Source organism: Novosphingobium mississippiense, from assembly GCF_044029535.1.
Taxonomy (GTDB): domain Bacteria; phylum Pseudomonadota; class Alphaproteobacteria; order Sphingomonadales; family Sphingomonadaceae; genus Novosphingobium.
This window is the reverse complement of sequence record NZ_CP147001.1, coordinates 519,069-545,050: the sequence shown is the minus strand read 5'-3', so window position 1 is coordinate 545,050 and position 25,982 is coordinate 519,069. Positions and strand designations below refer to the sequence as shown.

Here is a 25,982-nt window from a genome sequence, read left to right as displayed (position 1 = left end):
ACTGCGCAGCTTGTTCTGGCTACAAACGAAGAGATAGCGCTTCATCACCTAACCGAAGCACACCAAAAGGAACACGGCAATTGCGGCGGACAACGAAAAGGGCCCGCCCGGATAATCCGGACGGGCCCTTTTCGTCTTAGCCTTGACGGCGGCGCTTAGGCTGCGGCTTCGGCCTTGTCACCCTTCAGCACGCGGACGGGTTCCTTGCGGCCTTCGACCACGTCCTTGTCCACGACGACTTCGGCGATATCACCTTCGGTCGGCAGGTCGAACATGGTGTCGAGCAGCAGCCCTTCCACGATCGAACGCAGGCCGCGTGCGCCGGTCTTGCGGTCGATGGCCTTCTGGGCGATCGCCTCAAGCGCCTCGTCCGTGAAGGTCAGTTCCACATCTTCCAGCTCGAACAGCTTGGCGTACTGCTTCACCAGCGCATTCTTCGGCTCGCGCAGGATCTTCACCAGCGCCTCGATGTCGAGGTCGTTCAGGGTCGCGATCACCGGCAGACGGCCGACGAATTCGGGGATGAGACCAAACTTGAGCAGATCTTCCGGCTCCGCCTTCTGGAGCAGTTCGCCCACGCGGCGCTTGTCCGGATCGGCGACATGCGCGCCGAAGCCGATCGAGCGCTTCTGGAGGCGGTCGGCGATGATCTTCTCAAGACCCGCGAAGGCGCCGCCGCAGATGAACAGGATATTGGTCGTGTCCACCTGCAGGAATTCCTGCTGCGGGTGCTTGCGGCCGCCCTGCGGCGGAACCGAAGCCGTGGTGCCTTCCATCAGCTTCAGCAGCGCCTGCTGCACGCCCTCGCCCGAAACGTCGCGCGTGATCGACGGATTCTCGGCCTTGCGGCTGATCTTGTCGATCTCGTCGATGTAGACGATGCCGTGCTGCGCCTTCTCGACATTGTAGTCGGAAGCCTGGAGCAGCTTGAGGATGATGTTCTCCACGTCCTCGCCCACGTAACCGGCTTCGGTCAGTGTGGTGGCGTCGGCCATGGTGAAGGGCACGTCGAACGTCTTGGCGAGCGTCTGCGCGAGCAGCGTCTTGCCCGAACCGGTGGGGCCCACCAGCAGGATATTCGACTTCGACAGTTCCACATCGCCCTGCTTGCCGCTGTGCTTCAGGCGCTTGTAGTGGTTGTGCACCGCTACCGACAGCACGCGCTTCGCGCGGTCCTGCCCGATCACGTAGTCGTTCAGCGTCTCGCAAATGTCGCGGGGAGACGGCACGCCGCCGTCCTTCTTGCCCGCAATCCCGGCCTTGGTTTCTTCGCGAATGATGTCGTTGCAGAGCTCGACACATTCGTCGCAGATGAACACCGTGGGGCCCGCGATCAGCTTGCGCACTTCGTGCTGCGACTTGCCGCAGAAGCTGCAGTACAGGGTGCTTTTCGCGTCAGATCCGCTCAATTTCGTCATTTTCCGTCTTTAGGCCATTTCCAGGCGACTCGTCGAGTCTACCTTGGACGGGGCCGGTTTTGCAATCCTAGCCCGATATGGGTACCCCGATAACCGTTGCAAAGAACTGAAGGTCGATACCCGCAGGCACCGACCTTCCGCGTCATGCTCAGGCTTCGGCCGGCTTGTCGGCGTCGGGCCGCGTTTCGAAGACCTTGTCGACGAGGCCGAACGCCAGTGCTTCCTCGGCTTCGAGGAAGGTGTCGCGGTCCATCGCCTTCTCGATCTCGTCGAGCGACTTGCCGGTGTACTTCACGTAGAGATCGTTGAGACGCTTGCGCATCCGCAGAATCTCACGCGCCTGGATCTCGATGTCCGAAGCCATGCCGCGTGCCCCGCCCGAGGGCTGGTGCACCATGATTCGGGCGTTCGGCAGCGCGATGCGCATGCCCGGCTCACCGGCGGCGAGCAGGAAGCTGCCCATCGAGGCGGCCTGACCGATGCACACCGTCGAAACGCGCGGCTTGATGTACTGCATGGTATCGTGGATGGCCATGCCGGCCGTCACCACGCCACCCGGCGAGTTGATGTACATCGAGATGTCCTTCGACGGATTTTCCGATTCGAGGAACAGCAACTGCGCGACGATCAGCGAGGCCATGTGGTCCTCGACTTCGCCGGTGATGAAGACGATGCGTTCGCGCAGCAGGCGCGAGTAGATGTCGAAGCTACGCTCACCACGGCTGGTCTGCTCGACGACCATCGGCACGAGAGCGCCGGTCACGGGGTCGGTAGTGAACTTTCCTTGGGCGCCCGAGGCGCCAAACAGGTCGAGCATGGGAGTCCTCTTCTGGTTTGGACCGCCTATGTCGCGTGCCCCTGCCCGATGTTCAAGGGCTTTAACCCTTCATTCGATGCAGGACACACAACTATCGGGGGGCAACCGCGTGTAACAGCGCAACTTGTGCCGGTTCCGACCGAATGTAAGGCGGATCCTTCACGCTCCCGTTGCCCTCCCTCAATATTTCCGTCATCCCTTGGCCGCATAACGAAAATCCTTGTCGCCGGCTTCGGGGGGAGCCCAGCATGTCTAAGACGCTCCAAGTGGGCACGGCGGTGCTTGCCGCCATCGCCCTCGCCGTGGCCATCGCCTGGGCGTGCCTGCATCGCGGGCCCTGGTATGACGAGTTCTACACGCAATACGTCACGCAGACCGGCCCTGGCTGGGGCGATGCGCTGGGCAAGAGCTGGCTGGCGGACAATCATCCGCCGCTTTACTACGCCCTCGTCCGTGCGACCGACTGGATGGGCGCCATCGAGACTCATCGATTGCTGAACCTGGCAATCGGGGCGCTGTCATTGCTCGGCGGGGTTCTTGTCGTGCGCGATGTGCCGCGTTTGCGACCGGCGAGCGCGGCTCTGCTTGTTTTGCTGGCGGGCAACGAATGGTCGATCCTGAGCGGCAGCGAACTGCGCTCCTACTTCCTCTCGCTCTGCGCCGGCACCTTGCTGGCGCTTTCACTCGCCGCATTGGGGCTCGCGCGGAGCGGGGGCTCGCCGGCCCGGCGCGCGGTCTATGCCATAACCGTCATGGTGGCATTCAATACCCATATCGTCACCACCCTGATCGCAGGAGCGCTGATCGCGCCGTTTCTGATGGCGGCAATGTTGCGGCGGGACTGGGCCTACGCCCGGGCAGTGGCGGTACCGGCGGTCCTGGCCGGCACGGTCTTCGTGGCGACCTGCCTGATCCAGCTGCCGCACTGGCAGGCCAACACGCAAAAGTTCTGGATCGAACCGGGGTTTGCGTCGGCGCGCTGGTCGGTCGAATATGCCCTGCTCCGCACGCTTGAGGCCAATCCGCTGATCTTGGCCGGCTCTGTGCTGGGCGTTGCATTGATGGGGCGCGACCTTATGCGCACGCGCGCCGCCTGTGCCGGCGTCAGCACGCTGGCACTGCTGGCCGGCGGCGTGGCGCTCGGCATAGTCACCCTCGTCGCGCTGCACATGCTGCATCCGATGCTGATCGAGAAATACCTCACCGCGATGGTCGGCGCCCTCAGCGTGGGTATCGCGCTGGGCTGCGGCCGCCTGCTGCACGCCTTGGGGCCGCGCATGGCCGCGCTCAGCCTGATCGCAGCGCTCGCGCTGTCGATCTGGGGAATGGTGCAGAACACCGGCAAGGCGGCCACGCGCAATTCGTGGTACGGAACCGCCCGTTTCATCGCCGGACAAGTGAGGGACTGCCCCGGCACGCTTGTCCATGTCGACCCATTCTGGAATGCCGATGTGATGGCGATGCCACCGGCGGACAATCGCGCCGTCGCCCCGTGGGCCTATCGCGAGGTTGCCGGGCACTTCGCCATCGCGCTGGAGCCGGACAGCTCACGCCGGTTGGCACGGGGCTGCCCCACACTGTTCTGGGCGGAGCACGACACCCGCCATCGATTCGACGATGTCAGCATCCTTGCCCATTTGCGCGACAGCGGTTTTGCGGTGAACGCCATCGAGGTCAGGCGGATCGGCTACGGTTGGGTCGCGATCGCGCAGCCACGGAGCTGATCGGGCCCGGAACTGGCAGGCCCAAAAACCGACTGGGCCTGAAAATCGACTGGGTCTGAAAATCGACGAGGCCTGAAAACCAACAGGGACCGGGATACGAAAAAGGAAAGGCCCGCCGTGCTTGCGCGCGGCGGGCCTTCAACGATCGGTCAGCGGTCTACGCGACGCGATCAGTCTTCCTTCTTGGCAGCCGCCTTCTTGGCCGGAGCCTTCTTGGCCGGCTTGGCCTCGGCCTCGGCCTCAGCAGCCTCGTCCTTCTTGGCAGCAGCCTTCTTGGCGGGAGCCTTCTTCGGCTTTTCCTCGGCCGCAGCTTCCTCAGCAGGCGCTTCGGCTTCGTCCTTCTTGGCGGCAGCCTTCTTGGCCGGGGCCTTCTTGGCGGCCGGCTTCTTGGCTTCCGTCGCCTTCTCGCCGTCGGTGTCGGCTTCGATGGCGGCCTGCAGTTCGTCGCGGGTCACTTCACGCTCGGTGACGTCAGCCTTCTCGATGAGGAAGTCGACGACCTTGTCTTCGTAAAGCGGCGCGCGCAGCTGAGCGGCCATCATCGGGTCCTGACGGACGTATTCCATGAAGCGCTGGCGGTCTTCCGGACGATACTGCTGGGCGGCCTGCGCGACCAGCATCGACATTTCCTGCGCGGTCACTTCGACGCCGTTGGTCTGGCCGATTTCCGACAGCAGCAGGCCAAGGCGCACGCGACGCTCGGCGATCTTGCGGTAGTCGTCCTTCTCGGCTTCGATCTCGGCCAGAGCGGCCGCGGGATCTTCCTCGCCGGCGGCTTCCTGGGTCAGCTGCTGCCAGATCTGCGAGAATTCGGCTTCCACCATGGTCGGCGGCACGTCGAAGTCATGACCGGCGGCAAGCTGGTCGAGCAGCTGGCGCTTCATGGCGGTGCGGGTCAGGCCGGCAGTTTCCTGCTCCAGCTGGCCCTTCAGCAGGCCCTGGAGCTGCTCAAGGCTCTCAAGACCCAGTTCCTTCGCGAAGTCGTCGTCCAGCTTCGATTCGGCCGGGGCCTTCACTTCGTGCACGACGATGTCGAAGGTGGTTTCCTTGCCGGCGAGGTTCGCGGCCGGGTAATCCTCCGGGAAGGTCACGGTGATGGTGCGCTCGTCGCCAGCCTTGGCGCCGCCCAGCTGCTCTTCGAAGCCGGGGATGAAGCGGCCCGAACCGATCACGAGCGGGGCCTTCTCGGCCTTGCCGCCGTCGAACTCGACGCCGTCGAGCTTGCCGGTGAAGTCGATGATCAGCTGGTCGCCGTCGGCAGCTGCGCCGTCCTTGGTTTCGAAACGCTGCTGCTGCGAGGCGATGCGCTCGACCGCTTCGGTCACCGCGTCTTCCGACACGGGCACGACCAGCTTTTCAAGCTTCAGACCGTCGATGGCCGGGGCTTCGATCACCGGGAGAACTTCCAGGCTGACGGTCAGCTCGGCGTCCTTGCCCTGCTCGTACCCTTCGCCCAGGGCGACGTCGGGGTTCATGGCCGGGCGCAGCGCGTGGTCGGTGACCAGCTTGTCCATGGCTTCGCGGATGGTGGCGTTCAGCGCGTCCTGGTGGATCGCTTCGCCGTGCATCTTCTTGACCAGGTTGGCGGGAACCTTGCCGGCGCGGAAGCCGGGCATCTTCACCTGCGGGGCGATCTTCTTGATTTCGCCTTCGACGCGCGCGGTGATGGTCGTGGCGGGAATGGTCACCGTGTAGGCGCGCTTGAGGCCCTCGTTGGTGGTTTCGACGATCTGCATTTCAAATGCCTTCCTGTGCAATTCAACGGGCCCAGCAACGAGCCTGCGGGCCGATTCTCGCGACTCCCCTCCCCCAGGGCGACGAGACTGGTGCGGGCGAAGGGACTCGAACCCCCACATCTTTCGATACTGGTACCTAAAACCAGCGCGTCTACCAGTTCCGCCACGCCCGCATGGATGAAAGCCAGAAACTCAAGGAACGTGCCCTTATAAGGACACGCGGGAAAGGGCAAGGGCGGCGATTCGCCGCGTCCTTATATTGTGGGCGGAAGGGCCATGGCGTTCCGGCCGCAGGATGGATCGCCGGCCCCTTGCATGGCACCAACTTGCCCGCCCGCGCGTTACTTCCCAGATAAAGGTCTATCAGCGATAGCGAGAGGCAAGATGGCCACCCAACCCGCAGACGATCCCGGCAATACCCCGCCCGAAACGCCGGTTCCGCCGATGGAGCCCGGCGCGCCGGACTTGCCCGAGGAACTGCCGCCCGAAGGGCCGGATTTCGACCAGCCCGATACCGGCCCACTGGAGATGCCGCCGCCCGATTGAGCGACGGCTTTCCAAGGTTTCTGGAGCAGCAAGCGCGATCCCGCCTTCGCGGGGACGTTTATGCGCCTGAAACTGGCGCGTTCCTCCCACCTTCAGTCGAAGCCCACCAGCTTCGCCAGCATGTGCAGCGTCGACATATCGTCCGCCTTGCGGGCGCTGCCCGGCACCACCGGGCATTCGAGGCAATAGGCCTGCGCCCCGCGGCTTGAGAGCATCGCGGTCAACTGCCCAGCCACGCGCGAAGCCTGTTCGTCACGGCGGCGGGACACCAGGCTGGCGAAGTCATAGGCCCCCGCCTGCACGCGGGCGCTGTCGTCCGGGGCCTGCGAGGTCATGCTGCTGAGAAACTTGCTGAAAGTGTCCTCGTCGCTCTGCAGATAGACCGCGTGCCACTTGCCGTTGCCGACGCCGCCGACCCGGGCCGCTTCGGCCAGCGCCGCGTCAAGATCGCCCATCTTGTCGACAAGGCCGATCTTCTGCGCTTCCGATCCCGGCCAGACGCGGCCCTGCGCGATCACGTCCATCTTTTCCGGTGTCGTCTTGCGCGCCTGCGCGGCAAGGGCGACGAACTTGCCATACGTGTTCTCGACCGAGGCCTGCAGCATCCCTTCCACTTCGGGGGTGAAGCCACCCAGAATGTCGGGCTGGCCGGACAGCGGCGTGGTCTTCACACCATCGCTGTTGACGCCGTATTCGCCCAGCGTCTTCTCGAAGCTGGTCACCACCGCGAATACACCGATCGAGCCGGTGATCGTCGCCGGCTGCGCGAACACCGTTTGCCCCGGCGTGGAGACCCAGTAGCCGCCGCTGGCGGCAAGGTTGCCCATCGACACGACCACCGGAATCTTCTTGGCCTTGTACCGGTCGATAGCGCGGCGCATCCGTTCGGCAGCCATGGCGGAGCCGCCCGGCGAATCGATTCGCACGACCAGCGCCTTGAAGCCCTCGTCGATATTGTCGTCCAGCAGTTGGGCGATACGGTCGCCGCCGGCGGTGCCGGGGCCCGCGTCGCCGTCGACGATCTCGCCCGCGATGGTGACGACGCCGATCTTCGCACCTTCCTGCTTTTCGGGATTGGCCTTCAGCCAGGCTGCCAGATCGGTGTGGCGGTAAGGCAGGTCGTTATCGTCCCGCGCATCGTCCTCACCCGCGATCTCGGTCACGCGGGCATCGAATTCGCTCTTGTCGCCAATGCGGTCGACCAGCCCGGCGGCCTTCGCCCCTGCGGCAAAATCGCCGCGGGTCGCCTTGACCCAACCCAGCGGATCGCCGGTCATCCGGTCAAGCTGCGACTTCGGGCGCGCCTTGGCGACATCCGCTTTGTAGCTGCCCCACAGCGCGCCATAGATGTCCTGATAGGCCTCCCGCGCGGCGGGCGACATGTCATTGCGGATATAGGGTTCCACGAAGCTCTTGTAGGTGCCCGCGCGATAGACGTGGGCATTGACCTTGAAGCGATCGAGCAGCGCCTTGAAATAGACCTGGTTGCCGCCCGGCCCCGCCACGAAGGCGCCGCCCATCGGATCGATCCAGACTTCGCTGGCGTGCGAGGCCAGTTGTACGCCATCGTCCGCATAGGCATTGGCGAAGGTCAGCACCGGCTTGCCCGCCTTGCGCACATCGTCCAGCGCCTGGCCGATCTCCTCGATATGGACCATGCCGCCGCCCAGAAAGCGCGACATGTCCAGCACGACGACCTTGATGCGCTTGTCGGTCGCCGCCAGCTTCAGCGCGCGTTCCACGTCGCGCGCCTGGAACTGGCCGGCGGGCGCCTGGCTGCCGGCCAGCAGGCTGAACGGATCGGGCCTGCTCTTTTCCTCGACGATGGATCCGTTGAGGTCCAGCACCAACGCACCGTCCTGAATGCGGGTCGCCGCCGGACGCGATGTCAGCACCGCGTAGAGCAACCCGAAAAACAGCAAGAGGAAAACCAGCGCCAGCGCATCCTTCACGCCGACCAGCAATTTCCAGACCCTGTGCGCGAACTTCATGGATTCACCCGCCTTTCCGGAAAACTGCATACGCTCCACTGCCGCCTGCCGCCAGACCGTGAAACAAGGTTTCCGGTCACAGCGTTTCTCTTGCGTGTTATTGCCCGTAAAATGCTTGAGCCCGAGGCCAGCTGGGCCTAGTGCCTGATCTTCGATGACATCCCCAGAATATATCTATCCGGAAGGCGCCATGGCCTTCCCGCATCGCGGTCTCGTGGGCATCGGTGGTCTTGCCCCGCATGAGATCTGGTTCCTCCTCGACGAAGCCGAGCAATGGGTGGAGATGAATCGCGGCACGCAGAAGCGGCGCGATCTGCTTTCCGGCCTGACGATCATCAATGCCTTCTTCGAGAATTCGACGCGCACGCTGCTGAGTTTCGAGATTGCTGGCAAGCGTCTGGGCGCCGATGTGGTGAACATGGCGGTCGCCAATTCCAGCGTGAAGAAGGGCGAAACGCTGATCGACACGGCGATGACGCTGAACGCCATGCGCGCCGATGCCATCGTGATCCGCCACGCCAGTTCCGGCGCGGTGCAGCTGATCGCCAATCGGGTGGACTGCCCCGTACTCAACGCCGGTGACGGCCAGCACGAACACCCCACACAGGCCCTGCTGGACGCGCTGACGATCCGCCAGGCCAAGCGCGCCTTCAACGGCCTGCGCGTCACCATCTGCGGCGATATCCTGCACAGCCGCGTCGCCCGTTCCAACATCCTCTCGCTCGCTTCGCTGGGCGCCGAAGTGCGCGTCTGCGCGCCTCCCGCGCTGATGCCCGCCGATATCGAACGGATGAACGTGAAGGTGTTCCACGATTTCGACGCCGCGCTGAAGGGGGCGGACGTGGTGATGATGCTGCGCCTTCAGCTGGAGCGCATGGAAGGCCAGTTCATTCCCTCCCCCCGCGAATATCGCCATCTCTACGGCCTGACGCTCGATCGCCTTGCCAAGGCAGAGCCCGACGCCCTCGTCATGCATCCGGGACCGATGAACCGCGGCATCGAGATCGATTCCAACGTGGCCGATCTGGTCGGCCGCTCGCAGATCACCACACAGGTGGAAATGGGCGTTGCCATGCGCATGGCCTGCCTGGATGTGCTGACCCGAAAAGCCCGCAATGTGGAGGGCTGGGCATGAGCAATCAGGCACCCCTCACCGTCACCAACGGCAAGCTCGTCCTGGCCGACGGCACCATCACCCCCGGCGCCCTGCGCTGCGAGGGCGGCTTCATCACCGCGATCGGCGCCCAGGTTGCCGCGCAGCCGGGCGATACCGTCCATGACGCGGGCGGCCACCTGATCGCGCCGGGCCTTGTCGATCTGGGCGTCTTCGCCATCGACAAGCCGGCCTTCCACTTCGGCGGCATTACCCGCGCGGCGCTGATGCCGGATCAGAACCCACCGCTGGACGTGCCGGCCCGCGTGCGCTTCGCCGCGCAGTCGGGCAAGCCGGACTTCTGGGTTCACCCGCTGGCCGCCGCCACGCAGGGGCTGGAGGGCACTTCGTTGGCCGAGATCGCGCTGATGCGCGATGCCGGCGCCAAGGCGGTCGCCACCGGCCGCCACTGGATCGGCGATTCGGGCACGATGCTGCGCCTGCTGCAGTACACCGGCATGCTGGGCATGGTGGTGATGACCCATTCCGAGGATGCGGGCATTGTCGGCAAGGCCGTGGCCACCTCCGGCGAAATGGCGACGCGTCTGGGCCTGCCCTCCGCCCCCGCCGAAGCCGAAGCGCTGGCCATTGCCCGCGACATCGCGCTGGCCGAACTGGCGAACGCGCCGATCCACTTCCGCAAGGTGACCACCGCCAAGGGACTGGACCTCGTACGCGCAGCCAAGGCGCGCGGCCTGAAAGTGACGGCGGGCGTGACGCCGGCCTACTTCATGCTGTCGGACCTGGCACTGGCGGGCTTCCGCACGTTCGCCCACCTCTCCCCGCCGCTGCGTTCGGAAGACGATCGCAAGGCGGTGATCGCCGCGATCGGCGACGGCACCATCGACGTGATCGCATCCGGCCACGATCCGCGCGGCCCCGAGGACAAGCGCCTGCCGTTCTCCGATTCGGCGCCCGGCATGGCCGGCGCCGAGACACTGCTACCGCACACCATGAACCTGGTCCGCGACGGCGTCATCTCCATGGCGCGCGCGTTCGAACTGGTGGCCACCAACCCGGCAAAACTGCTGGGCGTGAACGCCGGCAAGCTGGAAGTGGGTGCGGAAGCGGATATCGCGGTGATCGCGCCGGACCGTCCGTGGATCGTCGATTCGGACAAGATGGCTGCGCTTGCCGGCAATACACCGTTCGACAAACAGCCCGTGCAGGGCCGCGCCGTGGCGCTGTTCAAGGGCGGCGTGCCGGTTCTGCAGAAGTAAGCAGTTTCATGGACCGAAGCGGGGCCGAGCGCGACGCCGCCCCGCTCAAATCTCTCTCAAAACGCACCGTGATCCCCGCGAAGGCGGGGATCACGCTTCTCTTGCGCGCTGGGCAAAAAGAAAGCGGGGCCCCTCGCCTTCGCGGGGCGACGGGTTGCTTTTGATAAGCTCCGCTGATCGCTGACCAGCCAACTCCCCACCCCCCACCAAAAAAGACGGCCCCTGTCCGAGGACAGGAGCCGTTCAGGTTCACATGGAACTGGTAGAGGCGAGACGCGTCAGCGGCTCGCGAGCTTCGCGCCCGGCAAGGGGCTGCGTTCGGAATAGGCAAGGCAGGCCGATCCGCCCTGGCGCACGGTGGAGCACAGCGACTGTGCGCCATCACGGTCAAAGCCCTCGGCAGCGACGCGATAGTAGCGCTGGCCGTTCACTTGCGCCTCGGTGATGCGCAGGGTGTGATCTTTCAGCTTCGGGTTCTTCGCCTGGAAGATGGCCCAGGCACGCTTGGCGCCGTCCATCGAGCGGAACGAACCGAGCTGGACGAGATGGGTGGTGTCACCGGCCGCCCGCTTGGGCTGAGCGACGGTTGCAACACGGGCCGGAGCAGCAGCGCGGCGCGCGGCCGGTGCCTGTGCAAAGGCGGGCTTGGGAAGACTGCGCGCGGCAACTGTCGTGGCCGGTCGCGGCGCGGCGACAGGCGTGGGAGCCGCTTCCTCGGGCTGGCTGCTGCCCCAGAAGCTTTCACCGGACTGCACGGCCGGCAGTTCGCCGCCAGCGGCCGCAACCTGCACCGGAGCAGGCGTTGTAGCGGCGGCCGGCACATCGGCGGCAGGTGCGGGAACCTCGGCGGCTGCGAGTTGCGCGCCATCGGTCGTCGGGTTGAGCGCCAGCATGGCCGGTTGGCCGGCATCGCCACGCAGCGGCGCGCCGATCAGCGCGGCGATACGCTCGCGCCCCTGCGCGGGTGCCGCGCTGGAAGCCCATTCGTTAAGGCGCGCATCAAGCTGATCGCCCGAAAGATCCTGCGACGCGATCAGGCGCGCTTCACGCCAGCGACCATCAAGGGCGTAGGCATAGGCAAGGTTCTGGCGCGCCTTGGGCGTCGCCTCTCCACCACGCACAAGGTCGGTCAGGATCGAAACGCCGGTGGCTGGCTGACCGGCAAGCGCCACGGCCAGGCCGAAATCGCTGGCAGGAAGCTTGTCCTGCACGCGCTCCAGCACGGCCAGCGCCTCGGCATTGCGGCCGGCGCCGATATAGGCGAGGGCCGCGCCAAGCGCCGTGTGCGGATTCTGGTCGCCCAGCGAAATCGCGTCTTCAAAGGTGGTGGCCGCCGAATCGAAGCGCCCCGCTGCAAGGTAGGCCTGCGCCAGCGCCGTGCGCCCGGCGGCATCGCGGGGAGACTTGGCTACGCGCTGCTCGGCCCGGGCAATGCCCTTGTCGCCCGCATCGGCCGATGCCGTGGCGGGGGCGCCGGAGCTGGCGACCGGTCCGTGGCTCGCACAGCTGACCAGCAGCGCCGCCGCCATGGCCGCGCCCACCGTCAGCCCAACCGTACGGGTGCGAGAAGAATTGAGGCGTTCCATCAGAATGTCCCCCCTAGGACAGATCAGCTGCGCTTCGCGGCCATGCGGGCCGGCGCCGAAACGTCGGCAAATTCCGCAAGGTATTTGTCCAGCGCTTCGGTCACGATGGTCTGGGCGCTGCGGTTCAGCAGCACGCCGGCCATCTTGAGGCGGAAATGACGTTCGGCATCGAGGCGCAGCGTGAAGGCGGCGCGGCGACCCTCGGTGATCATCGGGCGCACCGGCGCAGCGGTGCGGTTGATGCGTTCGGCCAGATCCTCGATCTGGCGCAGCACGTCCGGCTTGCGCGGCGCAAGCGCCGGCATTTCGGGCATGAGCGAGGCCATCGGCGCGTCGGTCGAACCGTCCTCGCCCTCTTCCTCGCCGAAATGCATGTCGTCGAGGCCCGCTTCTTCCGAATGCGCCTCTTCGAAATGTTCTTCCTCGAAAGCCGGTTCAGGAGCCGGGTTCGAAACCACGATTGCGACAGGTGCCACAGCCTCGACCGGGGCCTCAACCGCTGCGGGAGCGACCTGCTGCGCTGCCTGTTCGGGCGCGCCCCAGTCGTTCCAGCCAAGGTCGTCGATCGGTGCAGGCGAGGCGGTCATGCCGCTCATGCCGAAAGAGGCGTTGTCCTGGCGGCGCATCGCCGGCTTGGCGCTGCCTTTGCGAGCCAGCAGGCTCGGCGAAAGCGACGCGAATGTACGGGGCTCGCTCATCGCGCCGGACATGATCAGGACCCCGCGACGCGGCGGCCGAAGCCACCGACCGGGCGCTGGGCACCCTGGATCACCGGCTGACCGGGAACCGGCGGGGCCGAGAACACGGTGCGGCGGAAGTTCTTTTCAAGGCGATCGGAAATGTAGTTCCACAGCGCGGCCACTTCCTGAGAGGAACGGCCGTTGGGATCGACTTCCATCACCGTGCGACCATCGATCATCGATGCCGCGAAATCGGTGCGCTGATGCAGCGTGACCGGGGCAACGGTGCCGTGCTGCGACAGGGCAACGGCGGCCTCCGCCGTGATTCGCGCCTTCGGCGTGGCGGCGTTGACGACGAACAGCAGCGGCTTGCCCGAACGCTCGCACAAGTCGACGGTGGCGCCCACGGCGCGCAGGTCGTGCGGGCTGGGGCGGGTCGGAATCACGATCAGTTCGGCAACCGAGATCACGCTCTGGATCGCCATGGTGATGGCCGGCGGCGTGTCGATCACGGCCAGCTTGAAGCCCTGCTGGCGCAGCACCTGAAGATCGGCGGCGAGTCGCGCCACGGTGGTCTGGGCGAAGGCGGGCAGTTCGGCCTCACGCTCGTTCCACCAGTCGGCCAGCGAGCCCTGCGGGTCGATGTCGATCAGAACGACCGGCCCGGCGCCGACGCGCTGCGCCTGGACGGCAAGATGTCCCGAGAGCGTGGTCTTGCCCGAGCCGCCCTTCTGCGATGCCAATGCCAGTACTCGCAAAGCCCTGTCCCCTGAGAATTCCATAAGGAATGTGAACCTGTCTGAGGGCTGGGATCGCAGATCGTTCCTAATTTAGAGTTAATTACGTACCCTGCGCTCCCGGGCGCAGCTTTCCAGCGCCCATCCTTTCATGCCACTGATGCGTCAGGAAATTGTTTACCATGCCGGTTAAGGGCGATTTTCGGCAGTAGCCCGTATTGTCCCGCGCCCGGGCTGGTGCCATCCGTCAATCTTCGCGTAGCATGTCTTCCAGCCGGGAACGGTCATCGGGGCGGATCAAGATGCAGAAAATTCTTCGTTTCCTTGCCACGGGCTCCGCCTCGGCGACCGCCCTCTGCACCATTTGCGCCCTGATTCCGACGCCTGCCGCCGCCGACGTGAAGGCCGGAGTCGATGCCTGGTCAGACGGGAAGTACGAAGCCGCCGTGCAGCAATGGCAGCCGCTGGCCGACAAGGGCGATGCCGACGCCGAATTCAACATGGCGCAGGCCTACAAGATGGGCCGGGGCGTGCCGTTGGATCTGGACCAAGCGGAAACGCTCTATGGCAAGGCCGCCGCGCAGGGCCATGTTCAGGCCTCCGACAATTACGGCCTGCTGCTGTTCCAGCGCGGAGAGCGCGAGAAGGCCATGCCTTATATCGCCGCCGCCGCCGGGCGCGGCGATGCCCGGGCGCAGTACATACTGGGCGTCGCCTGCTTCAACGGCGACCTTGCCGAGAAGGATTGGGTGCGCGCCTATGCGCTGGTCAGTCTGGCGCAACAGGCGGGTTTGCCGCAGGCCACCCGCGCGCTTGCCCAGATGGACGAGCACATTCCGCTGGACCAAAGGCAGGAAAGCGTGCCGCTGGCGGCCAAGCTATCCGCCGAGGCTGATGCCGCAAGGGCGCGCATGGATGCATCCGCCGCGCTGGGTGCGCCCGGAGCCACCGCGAATCGGCCGCAACTCGCACGCGAATCGGTGCAGCCCAGTGGCCCCGCGACGGCCGGAGCCGACTATGCGCGGCCAATCGCGGCAACGGTCTCCAAACCGGCGGTCGCAGCGGCGAAGAAGCCGGCCGTCGTGGCCGCCGCCCCCCGCGCAGTCACGCCCGAACCGGCTCCGCTGGCCGTGGCGAAGCCCGCATTGTCGAAACCCATGGCTCAAAAACCCGAGGCGGCGAAACCTGCCATTGTCGCCAAACCGGTCTCGTCGGCCCCGGCTCTCACTCCTACGCCCACGCCTGCGAAACAAGGTGGATGGCGGCTCCAACTGGGCGCGTTCGGCGTCGCCGGCAATGCCGACAAGCTGTGGTCCAGCCTGTCGAAGCGCCCCGAACTGACCGGCAGGCACCGCGAACAGGTGCGCGGCGGCGCATTGGTCTTTCTCTATGCCACCGGCTTCGCCAACAAGGTGGAAGCCGACAAGGCTTGCGCGGCGCTGAAGACTTCCGGCCACGAGTGCATCGCCACGCCGCCCAAATAACGGCTTGAGGCCGACTTGAGGGCCACTTGAGGGCCACTTGAGGGTCACTTGAGGGTCACTTGAGGGCGACTTGAGACAAGCGTCAGGGCGATAGCCCCCGCCCTTCCGTCACCCATCACCAATTTCCATGGACTTCGGCGAGTCGCAGGCATAGCCTCCCCTTGGGAGACAGGGGCTATGCCGAAGGCATTGACGGGCGATAACGCCCGCGAGGTCCACTACGATTTCGAGGCGACCGGCGCGGCGGAGGCTGTCGACCGGCTCGAAACGCTTGACCTCATTCGCGGGATTGCCGTTCTGGGCATCCTGGCCATCAACATTTCGGGCTTTGCCGGGCCAGCAGTGGGATCCGCCTCCCCCGGCTTTGCACTGCATGCCAGCAACGCCGACGAATGGGGCTATGCCTTTGGATTCCTGTTATTCGAAGGCAAGATGCGCGCGCTGTTCGCCATGCTGTTCGGTGCGGGAATCGCTCTCTATTGTGAGCGGATGGATGCCGCCGGGCGCGATGGAGACGTGCTGCAGGTCCGCCGCCTTGCCTGGCTGATGCTGCTGGGTCAGTTGCATTACCTGCTGTTGTGGTGGGGCGATATCCTGTTCGTCTACGCGACTTGCGGCATTGCCGTACTGTTCGTGCGCCGCCAGCGCAGCGCGGTGTTGTTGGGGCTGGCCGGAGGAATCGCCTTTACCGCCGCGATCATCAATCTGACCGCCACGCTGCCGTTGCTTCGTGCTGAGGAAGCCGTTCGCCTGGGCGTCGCCACCCTGGCGGAACGGCACGAAGTTGCCGACCGACTCGCCCAGTACCGCGAGGCAGCCCAGGCACAGGCCACCCTTTACCACGCGGGCTTCTGGAACATCGCCGCGGCCAAGTTGCGTGACGATCCGTTCTGGCTGGTGTCGATGACGCTGCACGCCTGGAGCGAGGTAATCCCGCTGATGCTGGTCGGCCTGGTGCTTCAACGCATGGGGCTGGCGCAAGGTGCGGTGCCCCGCCGCACGCTGGCGATCTTCGGCACGGTGACGGCAGGCGCCGGCCTCGCCCTCACCCTGATTGCATTGGGCTGGGCATGGCCGCGCCATTTCCCGCCGATCGCCATGTATGTGCTGCTGGGTAAGGGACTGATGCCGGCGCACTTCGTCACCGCGCTTGGCTATGGCGCCCTGATGCTCGCCGCGGCGCCGGCACTGCTGCGCACCGCAGCGGGCCGGCGCCTCGTCGCCTGCGGCCAGATGGCCTTCAGCAACTACATCGGCACCAGCCTGCTGATGGGCGCGCTGTTCTTCGGTTGGGGCTTTGCGCTCTACGGCAAAGTGGGCGCGGCGGAGCAGTGGCTGTTCGTGCTGTTGGGCTGGTCGATCATGCTGGCCTGGAGCGCGCCATTCCTGCGTCGATATCGGCGCGGACCGCTGGAACTGGTGTGGCGTTCTCTGGTCGAAAAGCGCCTTCTGCCCAATCGGCGCGCGCTATCCATCTGAGTTTTTTGGCGGATTTTCGGCGCTAAAGAATGCTATTGCGATCCATTTGCAGTTGCATATGATGGGCCTTGTAAGAGGATTCGCCCATGTACGTTTGCATCTGCAATGCGATTAAGGAAACCGACCTGCGCACCGCCGCGCGCTGCTGCCGTGGAGACGCCAATGCGCTCTACGCCGCGCTCGGCCGGACACCGCAGTGCGGACAGTGCCTCGAAGACGCTGAAGACATCATTGCCGATGAGATGACGGCACTGGACGCACCACTCAGCGCCGCCGCCTGACCGCGCGCTCACGCTAAGAGGTTCCACTCGCGGGACTTCCGCGGGTTGCACCCGTTTGCATACGCGCCCATAATGCGCCCTGAAATTTTCAGGAGCATCCCCCCATGAAGGGCGACCCGCAGGTCATCGACTTCCTTAACAAGGCTCTCTTCAACGAGCTGACCGCGATCAACCAGTACTGGCTGCATTACCGCATGCTCGACAACTGGGGCATCAAGCGCCTGGCCGAGTATGAGCGCCACGAGTCGATCGACGAGATGAAGCACGCCGACGTGCTGGCCGATCGCATCCTTTATCTCGACGGGCTCCCCAACTTCCAGGCGCTGGGCAAGCTGCGCATCGGCGAAAGCGTCGAGGAAGTGCTGAAGGCCGACCTTGCGCTGGAATACGACGCGATTCCGCTGCTCCGCGAAGCCATCGCCCATTGCGAAGCCGTGCGCGACTATGTCAGCCGCGAAATCTTCGCGCGCATCCTCGAAAGCGAGGAAGAGCACGTCGACTTCCTCGAAAAGCAGTTCGACATGATCGAGCGCATGGGCATCCAGAACTACTGCCAGCTGCAGAGCAAGCCGGCGGAAGACTGATTTCGGAAGGCGCGCGGGACCGATGGATTTTCTCGCGCGCCTTGGCCTTTCCGTTCCGCTGATTCAGGCCCCGATGGCGGGCACTTCGACGCCGGCCCTTGCCGCCGAAGTCTGCAATGCCGGGGCGCTCGGTTCGCTCGCGCTCGGTGCCATCAGTCCCGACGAAGCCCGCAGGCAGATCGCCGATCTGCGCAGTCGTACTGACCGGCCTTTCAACCTCAACCTCTTCGTTCACCAGACGCCGCAGCCCGATCCTGCGGGCGAGCAGGCGTGGCTGAATGCCCTCGCCCCGCTGTTCCGCGAACATGGCGCAGAGCCGCCTGCCGCGTTGGAAACGATCTACGACAGCTTCGCGGGCAACGCGGCGATGCTGGACGTCGTGCTGGAAGCCTGCCCCGCCGTCGTCAGCTTCCACTTCGGCTTGCCCGATGCCGATACCATCGCGGCACTGAAAGCGGCAGGCTGCCTGCTCCTCGGCAGCGTCACCAGTCCGGCCGAAGCGGAACTCTCGTCCGCGGCGGGTATCGATGTGCTGGTCGCGCAAGGGTGGGAGGCCGGCGGCCATCGCGGCATGTTTGATCCCGATGCGCGGGATGACCGGCTCGGCACGTTCGCGCTGACGCGGCTGCTGGTTGCATGGGGCAGACTGCCGGTCGTCGCAGCCGGGGGCATCATGGACGGCGCCGGTATCCGCGCCGCGCTGAACCTTGGCGCCGCGGCCGCGCAGTTGGGCACTGCCTTTGTCGCCTGTTCCGAATCGAACGCCGACGCCGGCTACCGCGCCCTGCTCGCCAGCGACGCGGCGCTGCACACGACGATGACGCGCGCCATTTCAGGCCGCCCTGCCCGCTGCCTTGCCAATCGCTTTACGGAATTCGGCGAGCGTTCCGGCATCCCACCGGTCCCCGCCTATCCGCGCACCTATCTGGCCGGAAAGGCGCTCAACGCCGCTGCCAAAGCCAGGGGCGAGCCGCTCTACGGCGCGCAATGGGCGGGACAGGGCGCGCCGCTGTCCCGCCCATTGCCGGCGGCGGAACTGGTTGCCCAGCTCGCCGCCGAACTTTCTCTTACGGCTTAGTCACTTACTCGCCCTTAGGCGCTTCCACCGGCGCCACCTTGTCGGTCCGGTACTTGTCGAACCACGCCAGGATCGCCGACGCCTTGCCCGCCGATTGCGAAGGCCGCGCGGCGATGCCGCCGTGGCTGGCGCCCGGCACCTTAACAAGTGCCGTCGGCACGCCACGAATCTGCAGTGCGGCGTAGTACTGTTCGGCCTCGCTGACCGGGGTGCGATAGTCTTCCGAACCCACCACGACCATCGTCGGCGTCTTCACATTGCCCACGATGCTCAGCGGCGATCGGCGCCAGTATTCCATGGGGTCTTCCCAGGGCTTCTTGTCGAACCAGTAGCGCGAGGTGAAGGTGGTGGCGTCCATCGTCAGCGCCTCGCTGATCCAGTTGATCACCGGCTTCTGGGTGACCGCCGCCTTGAAGCGGTCGGTCTTGCCCACGATCCACGCGGTCAGCACGCCGCCACCCGAACCGCCGGTGACGAAGAGGTTGTTCGGATCCGCCACGCCATCGGCGATCGCGGCGTCCACCGCGGCCATCAGGTCGTCGTAGTCCTTGCCGGGATAGGCGCGGTCGATCAGGTTGGCGAATTCCTCGCCATAGGATGTGCTGCCGCGCGGGTTGGTATAGAGCACCGCGTAGCCATGCGCCGCATAGAGCTGGTAATCGGTCGCGAAGCCCGGCGCGTAGGCGGTGTTCGGGCCGCCGTGGATTTCCAGAATCAGCGGGGCGCGCTGGCCCGGAGCAAGGCCCGGCGGCGTCACCAGCCAGGCGTCGATCGAGCGACCGTCGGGTGCGGTCACGGCCAGCTTGCGCACAGGCGCCATGGCCTTGGCTTCCATCCAGGTGCCGTTGAGGTCGGTCAGCTTGCGGCCCGCGCCCCCCGTGCTGACCCAGAGATCCGCCGGGCGCGACGCCGTGCCCGAGGTATAGGCGATGCGCCCGTTGCCGGAGACCGAGAACTCGCCGCCGGTATAGGGACGGTCATAGCCCTTGCCCGGGCTCAGCCCCTCCACCGCATTGCGGACCGAACCGTCGAGGCCCACGCGCGCCACATAGGTCTTCGCATGATCGTCGTACTGGGCAAGCACCGTCGCATTGCCGCTCCACGCGATCGAATCGATCGAATGGTCGAACTTGCCGGTCAGCGCCTTCACGCCCGAACCGTCGATGTTCATGACGTAAAGCTCGGTGTTCTCGTAGGACCGGTTCACATCGTCATAGCCCAGATAGGCCACGTGCTTGCCATCGGGCGAGACCAGTGGATTGGCATCCGGCCCCTTGCGCGTGGTGAGCGCCGTCAACGAACCGCTGGCGATGTCGAGCGAATAGACCTCGGAATTGTTCGCATCCCGCTGCCAGTCGGCATTGCGGTTGCCGGAGAACAGGATGCGCTTGCCGTCCGGCGTCCAGGACAGCGGTCCCTGATCGTCGAAATTGCCGAAGGTCAGCTGACGCGGTGCGCCGCCGTCGGTGGAGACCAGGAACAGGTGGTCGTAACCCGGCTGCGTATAGCCGCCGCCATCGGCGCGGTAGGTCACGCGATCGATCACTTCCAGCGGATCGGCCCACTTGGCGCCTTCCGGCTTGTTGGCGGGGGCGGAACCCAGCTTCATCGCCTGGCCCGGAACGCGCATGGTATAGGCGATCTGGCGGCCATCGGGCGACCAGGCGATGCTGCCGGGGCTGTCCGGCAACCCGGTGACGCGCACCTTGGCACCGGAATCCAGCCACAGCACGTAGAGTTGCGGCGCACCGTCGCCATCGCTGGAAACGAAGGCCAGACGTTTGCCATCCGGCGACCACACGGGCGAGAAATGCGCGCCCTGCCCGGTGACCAGCGGTCGCTGCGCGCCGTTCGCCACATCCACCAGCCAGATCGACGGCACCTGCTTGTCCACCATCACGTCCGCGCTGGAGCGTACATAGGCGATGCGGTTGCCATCCGGCGAAATCTGCGGATCGGTAACGCCCGAAAGCTTGAACAGATCGTCTGCCGTAAAGGCGCGCTGGGGTCCGGCATCGTCCGCCATTGCAGGCGTGAAGGGAACGACGGCACAGCCAAGGGCGAGCGTTGCGAGACGCAGGTTGAGCGATTTGGAGGCAAGAGTTGTGCGCAAGAAGCGGGCTCCGGTTCTTCTTATGGATGCGCGGAAAGCCTTTCGCCCCCCGCCCGATGCGCCTTGTCTTGCCCAGCCGCCCGAAAAAATCCACCCCGCACCCGATCCGGGCTGGCGCAATATGAAATCGTGCTAAGACAGGACCATGGAGAGTCCCCGTCCACAGCCCCCCTATCGCCTCGAAGACTACGGCTTCGCATTTCTGGTCATTACCGTATCGGTCGCCTTCGCATGGCTGCTGATGCCTTATTTCGGCGCCGTGCTCTGGGGCGTGGTCGCCGCGATCCTGTTCGAACCGCTGACCTTCCGCCTTTCGCAGAAGATGGGCGGGCGGCCCAATACCGCCGCCGGGCTGATGCTGCTGGCGCTGCTGGCACTGTTCATCATTCCCGCCATCCTGCTGGGCATCAGCCTGGTGCAGGAAGTGAGCGCGATCTACGAAAAGATCGCCACCGGCCAGTTGGATGTCGGCCATACGATCGCGAAGCTGCGCGCTGCCCTGCCCGATTCGGTGGAGGGTCTGGTGGACCGCTATGGCCTGGCCGACTTCGAATCGTTGCGTCGTCAGTTCGGCGCCGGGATCGCCAGCGGCTTGCAGGGGCTGGCGACGCGCCTCGTTTCCGCCGGTCAGGGCGCGCTGAGCTTCCTCGCCGCGCTGGGCGTGATGCTCTACCTCACGTTCTTCCTGCTGCGCGATGGGCGCCGTTATGGCGAACTGATCCGTGAATCGCTGCCGCTGCGCCCGCATCTGCGCGACCGGCTGATCACCAACTTCCTTGTGGTCGTACGCGCGACGATGAAGGGCACGGTGGTCGTCGCCATCCTGCAGGGGCTTGTCGGCGGGATCATCTTCTCGCTGCTGGGCATTCCCGGATCGCTGCTCTGGGGCGTGCTGATGGGCTTCTTCTCGCTGCTGCCCGCGGTGGGAACCGGCCTCGTCTGGGTGCCCATGGCGCTCTACCTGCTGGCGACGGGCCATGTCTGGCAGGGCTCCATCCTTGCGTTCTGCGGCATGTTCGTGATCGGCATGATCGACAACCTTCTGCGCCCGATCCTGGTCGGCCGCGACACCCGCATGCCGGATTTCGTGGTGCTGATCGCCACGCTCGCCGGTCTGCAGATCTTCGGCCTCAACGGCTTCATCGTCGGCCCGGTGATCGCCGCGCTGTTCATCTGCGTCTGGAACCTGATGCGCGAGATGCGCAGCGTGGACGGCATGATCGAACCCGACGCCATCGAACTGGAAGACGAAGCCGCCGAACAGCGCGGCGCCAGCGCCGAAACGGCAGCGCACCCCTCGTAAGCCAACGCTTCACGGTCACATAAAAAAGCCCGCTTCCGCACGGTGCGGAAGCGGGCCTTTTTATGTCGAATGCAATGACCGCTTACTTGGCGAACGGGTTCTTCGCACTGCGCAGGTTCAGGCGGATCGGCACCGCATCGAAGCCCAATTCACGGCGGATGCCGTTGACCAGATAGCGCTTGTAGCTCTCCGGCAGCAGATCCAGACGCGTACCAAACAGCACGAAGCCCGGCGGGCGCGTCTTGGCCTGGGTGATGTAGCGCAGCTTGATGCGCTTGCCGCCCGGCGCCGGCGGCGGATTGGCAGAAAGCGCATCGTCGAACCAGCGGTTGAGCGCGGCGGTCGGCACGCGGCGCGTCCACGCCTCGCGGATCGAGAAAGCAGCGGCGATCAGTTCGTCCAGCCCCTTGCCCGTGCGTGCGGACACGGCCAGCAACGGCACGCCGCGGACCTGGGCCAGACCGTCATCCAGTGCACCGCGAATGCCCTGGAACAGCTTCGAGGCGTCCTCGGCCACGTCCCACTTGTTGATCGCGATCATCAGCGCACGGCCTTCCTCCAGCACCTTGGAGGCGATCGTCAGATCCTGATGCTCCAACCCGCGCGTGGCATCGAGCAGCAGCACCACCACTTCGGCAAAGTCGATCGCATGGCGCGCATCGGCCACGGCCATGCGTTCCAGCTTTTCGGTCACGTTGGCGCGCTTGCGCATGCCGGCGGTGTCGATCAGGCGGACCGGGCGGACTTCGTCCGTCTTGGGATCGGTCCATTCCCAATCGATCGCGATCGAATCGCGGGTGATGCCCGCCTCCGGCCCGGTCAGCAGGCGATCCTGGCCCAGCAGCTTGTTGATGAGCGTGGACTTGCCCGCGTTGGGACGGCCGACGATGGCGAGTTTCAGCGGTGCACGCAGCAGCGCTTCCTCGTCCAGTTCCTCGAACTCCTGCTCTTCGGGCTGGAGCGGCTCCAGGTGCGGCAGCAGCGCCTCGAACAGGTCGGCCATGCCTTCGCCATGCTCGGCCGAGATGCCAACCGGATCGCCAAGACCCAGCGAATAGGCTTCGAGCAGACCGCCCTCACCCGCACGGCCTTCGGCCTTGTTCGCCAACAGGATCACCGGCACCGGCGAGGCGCGCAGCCAGTTGCCGATTTCCTCGTCCAGCGGGGTAAGGCCCGCGCGCGCGTCCACCACGAACAGCGCGACGTCGGCCGTTTCCAGCGAAGCCTCGGTCTGCTGGCGCATTCGGCCGGGCAGCGTCTCCGCCTCGTCGTCCTCCCAACCGGCAGTGTCGACGATCTGGAACTTCAGCCCCAGCAATTCTGCGTCGCCGAAGCGACGGTCACGCGTGACGCCTGGCTGATCGTCGACAAGCGCAAGCTTTTTGCCGACGAGCCGATTGAACAGCGTGGACTTGCCGACGTTGGGTCGGCCGATGATGATCACCTGGGGAAGCATATAAGAACTCGATAAAGGATTCGCGCCGATAGGGGAATTCGCATGAAATGGAAACGTCCCTGCAAAAAGGCACGAATTTCTGCGGTTTCGGCGCCGAAATAGTTACTGCGCCATTAACCATACAATGCAGGAAGCTCCTAACCCTGCCCGTCGAACATGGCAAATATGAAGGGTTACCGCAGATTCATCATGTTGGGCCTTGCTCTTGCAGCAGCGGCACCAGCCATCAATCCCGCCGTGGCAAGCGCCGCCATCGACGATTCCCTGGCCGGCGCGAACGGCGGCGCTGATGGCAGCGCGGACGCGTCGAAAGGCCCGGATTATCTGGAATGCGTGCCCTACGCACGCCAGCTCTCCGGCATCCGCATCTTCGGGGATGCGCATACCTGGTGGCAGCAAGCCCACGGGCGCTACGCCACCGGCCATACGCCGCGCGTGGGTGCAGTCATGGCGATGCAGCCTTATGCCAATTCCGAACTGGGCCACGTGGCGACGGTCAGCAAGGTCGTCGATTCGCGCACGATACTGGTCAGCCATTCCAATTGGTCTCCGATCAACGGCCGTCGCGGCCAGATCGAGAAGAACGTGACGGTGCTGGACGTCTCGCCCGAGAACGACTGGAGCGAAGTGCGCGTGTGGTACGCACCGATCCATAACCTGGGCACGACGCACTGGCCGGTTTCGGGATTCATCTACAACGCCAGACCCGGCGGGACGAAGAGCCTGGGCGACGACCGCCTGGACGCCATTGCCGTGACGGACGAATCGCCCGCACCTCCAACGCCGTCCAAGAAAAAGGGCCGCCGAAGCGACCCCATCGGCGACATCATCGCCGGGATTTATCGTTGAAGAAAACCGCGCTGTGAAGAAATCGGGCCGCTCGCTGTATCGTCACTGCGGCCCGATCTACGTTCAGAGCTTGGCGACCGGCGCGTCCTCGCCCAGATCCTCGTACCAGGCTTCGACCGGACCGGCGAGCTTGACGGTCAGTGGATTGCCCTTGCGATCCAGCGTCTTGCCGGCCTGCACGCGCACCCAGCCTTCGGAAATGCAATATTCCTCAACATTGGTGCGCACAGTGCCCTTGAAGCGGATGCCGACGCCGCGCTTCAGCTTTTCCTCATCGAAGAACGGGCTCTTCGGGTTGATGGCAAGGTGGTCGGGCGGCACGTCTGCGCCGGTCTTGGTCTCTTCGGTCATGCCCCGCGATTTAATTGCAGATGACCGCTTGTCAATTCGATCCGACTCATCTAGAGGCGCGCTTCCCCGATGGACACGGTCCAATCGACGGGCGCGTAGCTCAGTGGTAGAGCACACCCTTCACACGGGTGGGGTCGCAGGTTCAATCCCTGCCGCGCCCACCATTCCTTCCCTGGAATGGCAAACTTTCCAATGAAATCGGCAGGCTTGACGCAAGGTTGCGAACGCGACCGGAATGGACCTGTCTGCGGTTGGCCTTGAACCGGAATTGCGAAACGATCCCGACATGGGAACCCTTCGCCTGATCCTCGCCATCGTCGTCCTCATCCAGCATATCGGCCGCTTCCCGTTCGGCGGAGACAATGCCGTCGTCGGCTTTTTCGTGATCTCCGGCTACCTGATGACCTTCGTCATGCAGCGAGCCTACGGATATACGCCGGAAGGCTTCAGCCGATTCTGGTGCAACAGAGCGTTGCGCCTATATCCATCCTACCTGCTGGTGATTGCGTTTTCGGTGGGCCTGCTCGCCCTGATACCCGATGGATTTCGCGCCGCCTTCAAGCCGGAGATGGCAATTCCGGCCAGCCCTGCGCAATGGCTGGCGAACCTGACGATGGTCTACCCCGCGATCATACCCAGCACGGTGTCGCCGCGCATGGCGCCCGCCACCTGGGCAATCACCTGCGAACTCGCCTTTTATCTACTCATCAGCCTGGGGCTTTCCCGCAGCCGCCGCGCCACGCTGGCATGGCTTGGCCTGTCGCTGGCCTACAGCGTGCTGACCATATTCTCCGGGGACTCGGGCGCACTTGCCTACCTGGCCATTCCGGGCGGAAGCCTGCCCTTCTGCATCGGCGCGCTGCTCTATCACTATCGGGACGAAATCGGCGTGCGTATCGCCGGTCGGGGCCCCCAGCTTGCGTGCCTTGCCCTTGGGGCGATTACCTTGGTCATCGCCGTGCGCATCGCAGCACGGATTCTGTGGGGGCCAAGCGTCGTTGACGCGATTGCCCTGATCCTGACCGGGCCGATCATGCTACTGGCGATTGCACCTCTTGCCGTCGGCAACTGGACGCCCGTTCCGCTGGGTATCGACAAGCGTCTGGGAGATCTGTCGTATCCGATCTACATCTCACACTGGATCGTCGGCCTCGTGATCGCCTGGATGTTGGACTGGCAGGGCGAACACTTGTGGCAACGCCTATCGCTCTGCGCGCTTACCCTGCCGATCTCCATGGCGTTCGGCCTGCTGTCCGCGGCCACCATCGACCCGCAGATCGAACACCTTCGCGCACGGATCCGGGCCCACGGAAACAACGGCCGCACACCCGACACCCCCGCCGAAGCCCAACACCCTGGATCGAACACGGATGCCGAGCCGTTCGCCGGATAACAG

The 25,982-nt window shown here is 65.1% G+C and carries 22 protein-coding genes and 2 tRNA genes; 13 read left to right on the top strand and 11 right to left on the bottom strand.

The window, feature by feature from the left end; all coding sequences use genetic code 11:
- Positions 1-155: 155 nt before the first annotated feature.
- Both clpX and clpP read right to left on the bottom strand, forming a co-directional pair.
- Positions 156-1,418, bottom strand: coding sequence for an ATP-dependent Clp protease ATP-binding subunit ClpX (gene clpX / locus WBP06_RS02550; RefSeq protein ID WP_395331558.1), 1,263 nt, complete (start codon positions 1,416-1,418; stop codon positions 156-158).
- Between the two features lie 148 nt (positions 1,419-1,566).
- Positions 1,567-2,235 (bottom strand): ATP-dependent Clp endopeptidase proteolytic subunit ClpP, encoded by a 669-nt coding sequence (gene clpP / locus WBP06_RS02545; RefSeq protein ID WP_395331556.1) that lies wholly within the window; start codon positions 2,233-2,235, stop codon positions 1,567-1,569.
- 248 nt (positions 2,236-2,483) lie between these two features.
- Between clpP and WBP06_RS02540 the strand changes: the two genes are divergently transcribed.
- Positions 2,484-3,959 carry a hypothetical protein gene (locus WBP06_RS02540; protein ID WP_395331554.1) on the top strand — a complete coding sequence of 492 codons (1,476 nt, stop codon included), beginning with the start codon at positions 2,484-2,486 and terminating at the stop codon, positions 3,957-3,959.
- Between the two features lie 170 nt (positions 3,960-4,129).
- Here WBP06_RS02540 and tig read toward each other — a convergent pair whose 3' ends face one another.
- Positions 4,130-5,695, bottom strand: coding sequence for a trigger factor (tig, locus tag WBP06_RS02535; RefSeq protein ID WP_395331552.1), 1,566 nt, complete (start codon positions 5,693-5,695; stop codon positions 4,130-4,132).
- 88 nt (positions 5,696-5,783) lie between these two features.
- Positions 5,784-5,868: transfer RNA gene (locus tag WBP06_RS02530), tRNA-Leu, on the bottom strand.
- Positions 5,869-6,079: 211 nt separating this feature from the next.
- Between WBP06_RS02530 and WBP06_RS02525 the strand changes: the two genes are divergently transcribed.
- On the top strand, positions 6,080-6,241 hold the full coding sequence (locus WBP06_RS02525) for a hypothetical protein (protein WP_395331550.1): 162 nt from the start codon (positions 6,080-6,082) through the stop codon (positions 6,239-6,241).
- 92 nt (positions 6,242-6,333) lie between these two features.
- Here WBP06_RS02525 and sppA read toward each other — a convergent pair whose 3' ends face one another.
- On the bottom strand, positions 6,334-8,232 hold the full coding sequence (gene sppA / locus WBP06_RS02520; protein WP_395331548.1) for a signal peptide peptidase SppA: 1,899 nt from the start codon (positions 8,230-8,232) through the stop codon (positions 6,334-6,336).
- Positions 8,233-8,386: 154 nt separating this feature from the next.
- On the opposite strand from sppA, the gene WBP06_RS02515 reads away from it, so the two are divergent.
- Both WBP06_RS02515 and WBP06_RS02510 read left to right on the top strand, forming a co-directional pair.
- Positions 8,387-9,367 carry an aspartate carbamoyltransferase catalytic subunit gene (locus WBP06_RS02515; protein ID WP_395331546.1) on the top strand — a complete coding sequence of 327 codons (981 nt, stop codon included), beginning with the start codon at positions 8,387-8,389 and terminating at the stop codon, positions 9,365-9,367.
- Entirely contained in the window at positions 9,364-10,605 is a 1,242-nt protein-coding gene (locus WBP06_RS02510) for a dihydroorotase family protein (RefSeq protein ID WP_395331544.1), read from the top strand. Before WBP06_RS02515 ends, WBP06_RS02510 begins: the two co-directional genes overlap by 4 nt.
- A gap of 278 nt (positions 10,606-10,883) precedes the next feature.
- Here WBP06_RS02510 and WBP06_RS02505 read toward each other — a convergent pair whose 3' ends face one another.
- From WBP06_RS02505 to WBP06_RS02495, 3 genes are read right to left on the bottom strand one after another with little or no spacing between them, the layout of a single operon-like run.
- Positions 10,884-12,191, bottom strand: coding sequence for a tetratricopeptide repeat protein (locus WBP06_RS02505; RefSeq protein ID WP_395331542.1), 1,308 nt, complete (start codon positions 12,189-12,191; stop codon positions 10,884-10,886).
- A 23-nt stretch (positions 12,192-12,214) separates the two neighbouring features.
- Complete coding sequence (locus WBP06_RS02500; protein ID WP_395331540.1) at positions 12,215-12,901, bottom strand: hypothetical protein; 687 nt, start codon at positions 12,899-12,901, stop codon at positions 12,215-12,217.
- 2 nt (positions 12,902-12,903) lie between these two features.
- Entirely contained in the window at positions 12,904-13,629 is a 726-nt protein-coding gene (locus WBP06_RS02495) for an AAA family ATPase (protein ID WP_395331538.1), read from the bottom strand.
- Between the two features lie 281 nt (positions 13,630-13,910).
- Here WBP06_RS02495 and WBP06_RS02490 point away from each other — a divergent pair, with 281 nt between their 5' ends.
- From WBP06_RS02490 to WBP06_RS02470, 5 genes are all read left to right on the top strand, one after another.
- Positions 13,911-15,092 (top strand): SPOR domain-containing protein, encoded by a 1,182-nt coding sequence (locus WBP06_RS02490; protein WP_395331536.1) that lies wholly within the window; start codon positions 13,911-13,913, stop codon positions 15,090-15,092.
- A 177-nt stretch (positions 15,093-15,269) separates the two neighbouring features.
- Positions 15,270-16,571, top strand: a complete 1,302-nt coding sequence (locus WBP06_RS02485; protein ID WP_395331534.1) for a DUF418 domain-containing protein — start codon at positions 15,270-15,272, stop codon at positions 16,569-16,571.
- Between the two features lie 86 nt (positions 16,572-16,657).
- Complete coding sequence (locus WBP06_RS02480) at positions 16,658-16,852, top strand: bacterioferritin-associated ferredoxin (RefSeq protein WP_395331532.1); 195 nt, start codon at positions 16,658-16,660, stop codon at positions 16,850-16,852.
- A 104-nt stretch (positions 16,853-16,956) separates the two neighbouring features.
- Positions 16,957-17,436, top strand: coding sequence for a bacterioferritin (gene bfr / locus WBP06_RS02475; protein WP_395331530.1), 480 nt, complete (start codon positions 16,957-16,959; stop codon positions 17,434-17,436).
- A gap of 22 nt (positions 17,437-17,458) precedes the next feature.
- The gene (locus WBP06_RS02470) at positions 17,459-18,514 is read left to right on the top strand and encodes an NAD(P)H-dependent flavin oxidoreductase (protein ID WP_395331528.1); all 1,056 of its coding nucleotides are present in this window, start codon (positions 17,459-17,461) and stop codon (positions 18,512-18,514) included.
- A 4-nt stretch (positions 18,515-18,518) separates the two neighbouring features.
- Here WBP06_RS02470 and WBP06_RS02465 read toward each other — a convergent pair whose 3' ends face one another.
- Positions 18,519-20,540 carry a prolyl oligopeptidase family serine peptidase gene (locus WBP06_RS02465; protein ID WP_395333996.1) on the bottom strand — a complete coding sequence of 674 codons (2,022 nt, stop codon included), beginning with the start codon at positions 20,538-20,540 and terminating at the stop codon, positions 18,519-18,521.
- A gap of 232 nt (positions 20,541-20,772) precedes the next feature.
- Here WBP06_RS02465 and WBP06_RS02460 point away from each other — a divergent pair, with 232 nt between their 5' ends.
- Positions 20,773-21,930 (top strand): AI-2E family transporter, encoded by a 1,158-nt coding sequence (locus WBP06_RS02460; protein WP_395331526.1) that lies wholly within the window; start codon positions 20,773-20,775, stop codon positions 21,928-21,930.
- A gap of 82 nt (positions 21,931-22,012) precedes the next feature.
- Here the strand turns inward: WBP06_RS02460 and der are convergent, their stop codons facing one another.
- Positions 22,013-23,386 carry a ribosome biogenesis GTPase Der gene (gene der, locus WBP06_RS02455; RefSeq protein WP_395331524.1) on the bottom strand — a complete coding sequence of 458 codons (1,374 nt, stop codon included), beginning with the start codon at positions 23,384-23,386 and terminating at the stop codon, positions 22,013-22,015.
- 189 nt (positions 23,387-23,575) lie between these two features.
- Between der and WBP06_RS02450 the strand changes: the two genes are divergently transcribed.
- Positions 23,576-24,235, top strand: coding sequence for a CHAP domain-containing protein (locus WBP06_RS02450; protein ID WP_395331522.1), 660 nt, complete (start codon positions 23,576-23,578; stop codon positions 24,233-24,235).
- A gap of 63 nt (positions 24,236-24,298) precedes the next feature.
- Here WBP06_RS02450 and WBP06_RS02445 read toward each other — a convergent pair whose 3' ends face one another.
- Positions 24,299-24,586, bottom strand: a complete 288-nt coding sequence (locus WBP06_RS02445) for a DUF3297 family protein (protein WP_395331520.1) — start codon at positions 24,584-24,586, stop codon at positions 24,299-24,301.
- 89 nt (positions 24,587-24,675) lie between these two features.
- On the opposite strand from WBP06_RS02445, the gene WBP06_RS02440 reads away from it, so the two are divergent.
- A tRNA-Val gene (locus tag WBP06_RS02440) sits at positions 24,676-24,750 on the top strand.
- Positions 24,751-24,872: 122 nt separating this feature from the next.
- Positions 24,873-25,979 (top strand): acyltransferase family protein, encoded by a 1,107-nt coding sequence (locus WBP06_RS02435; RefSeq protein WP_395331518.1) that lies wholly within the window; start codon positions 24,873-24,875, stop codon positions 25,977-25,979.
- Positions 25,980-25,982 lie beyond the last annotated feature (3 nt).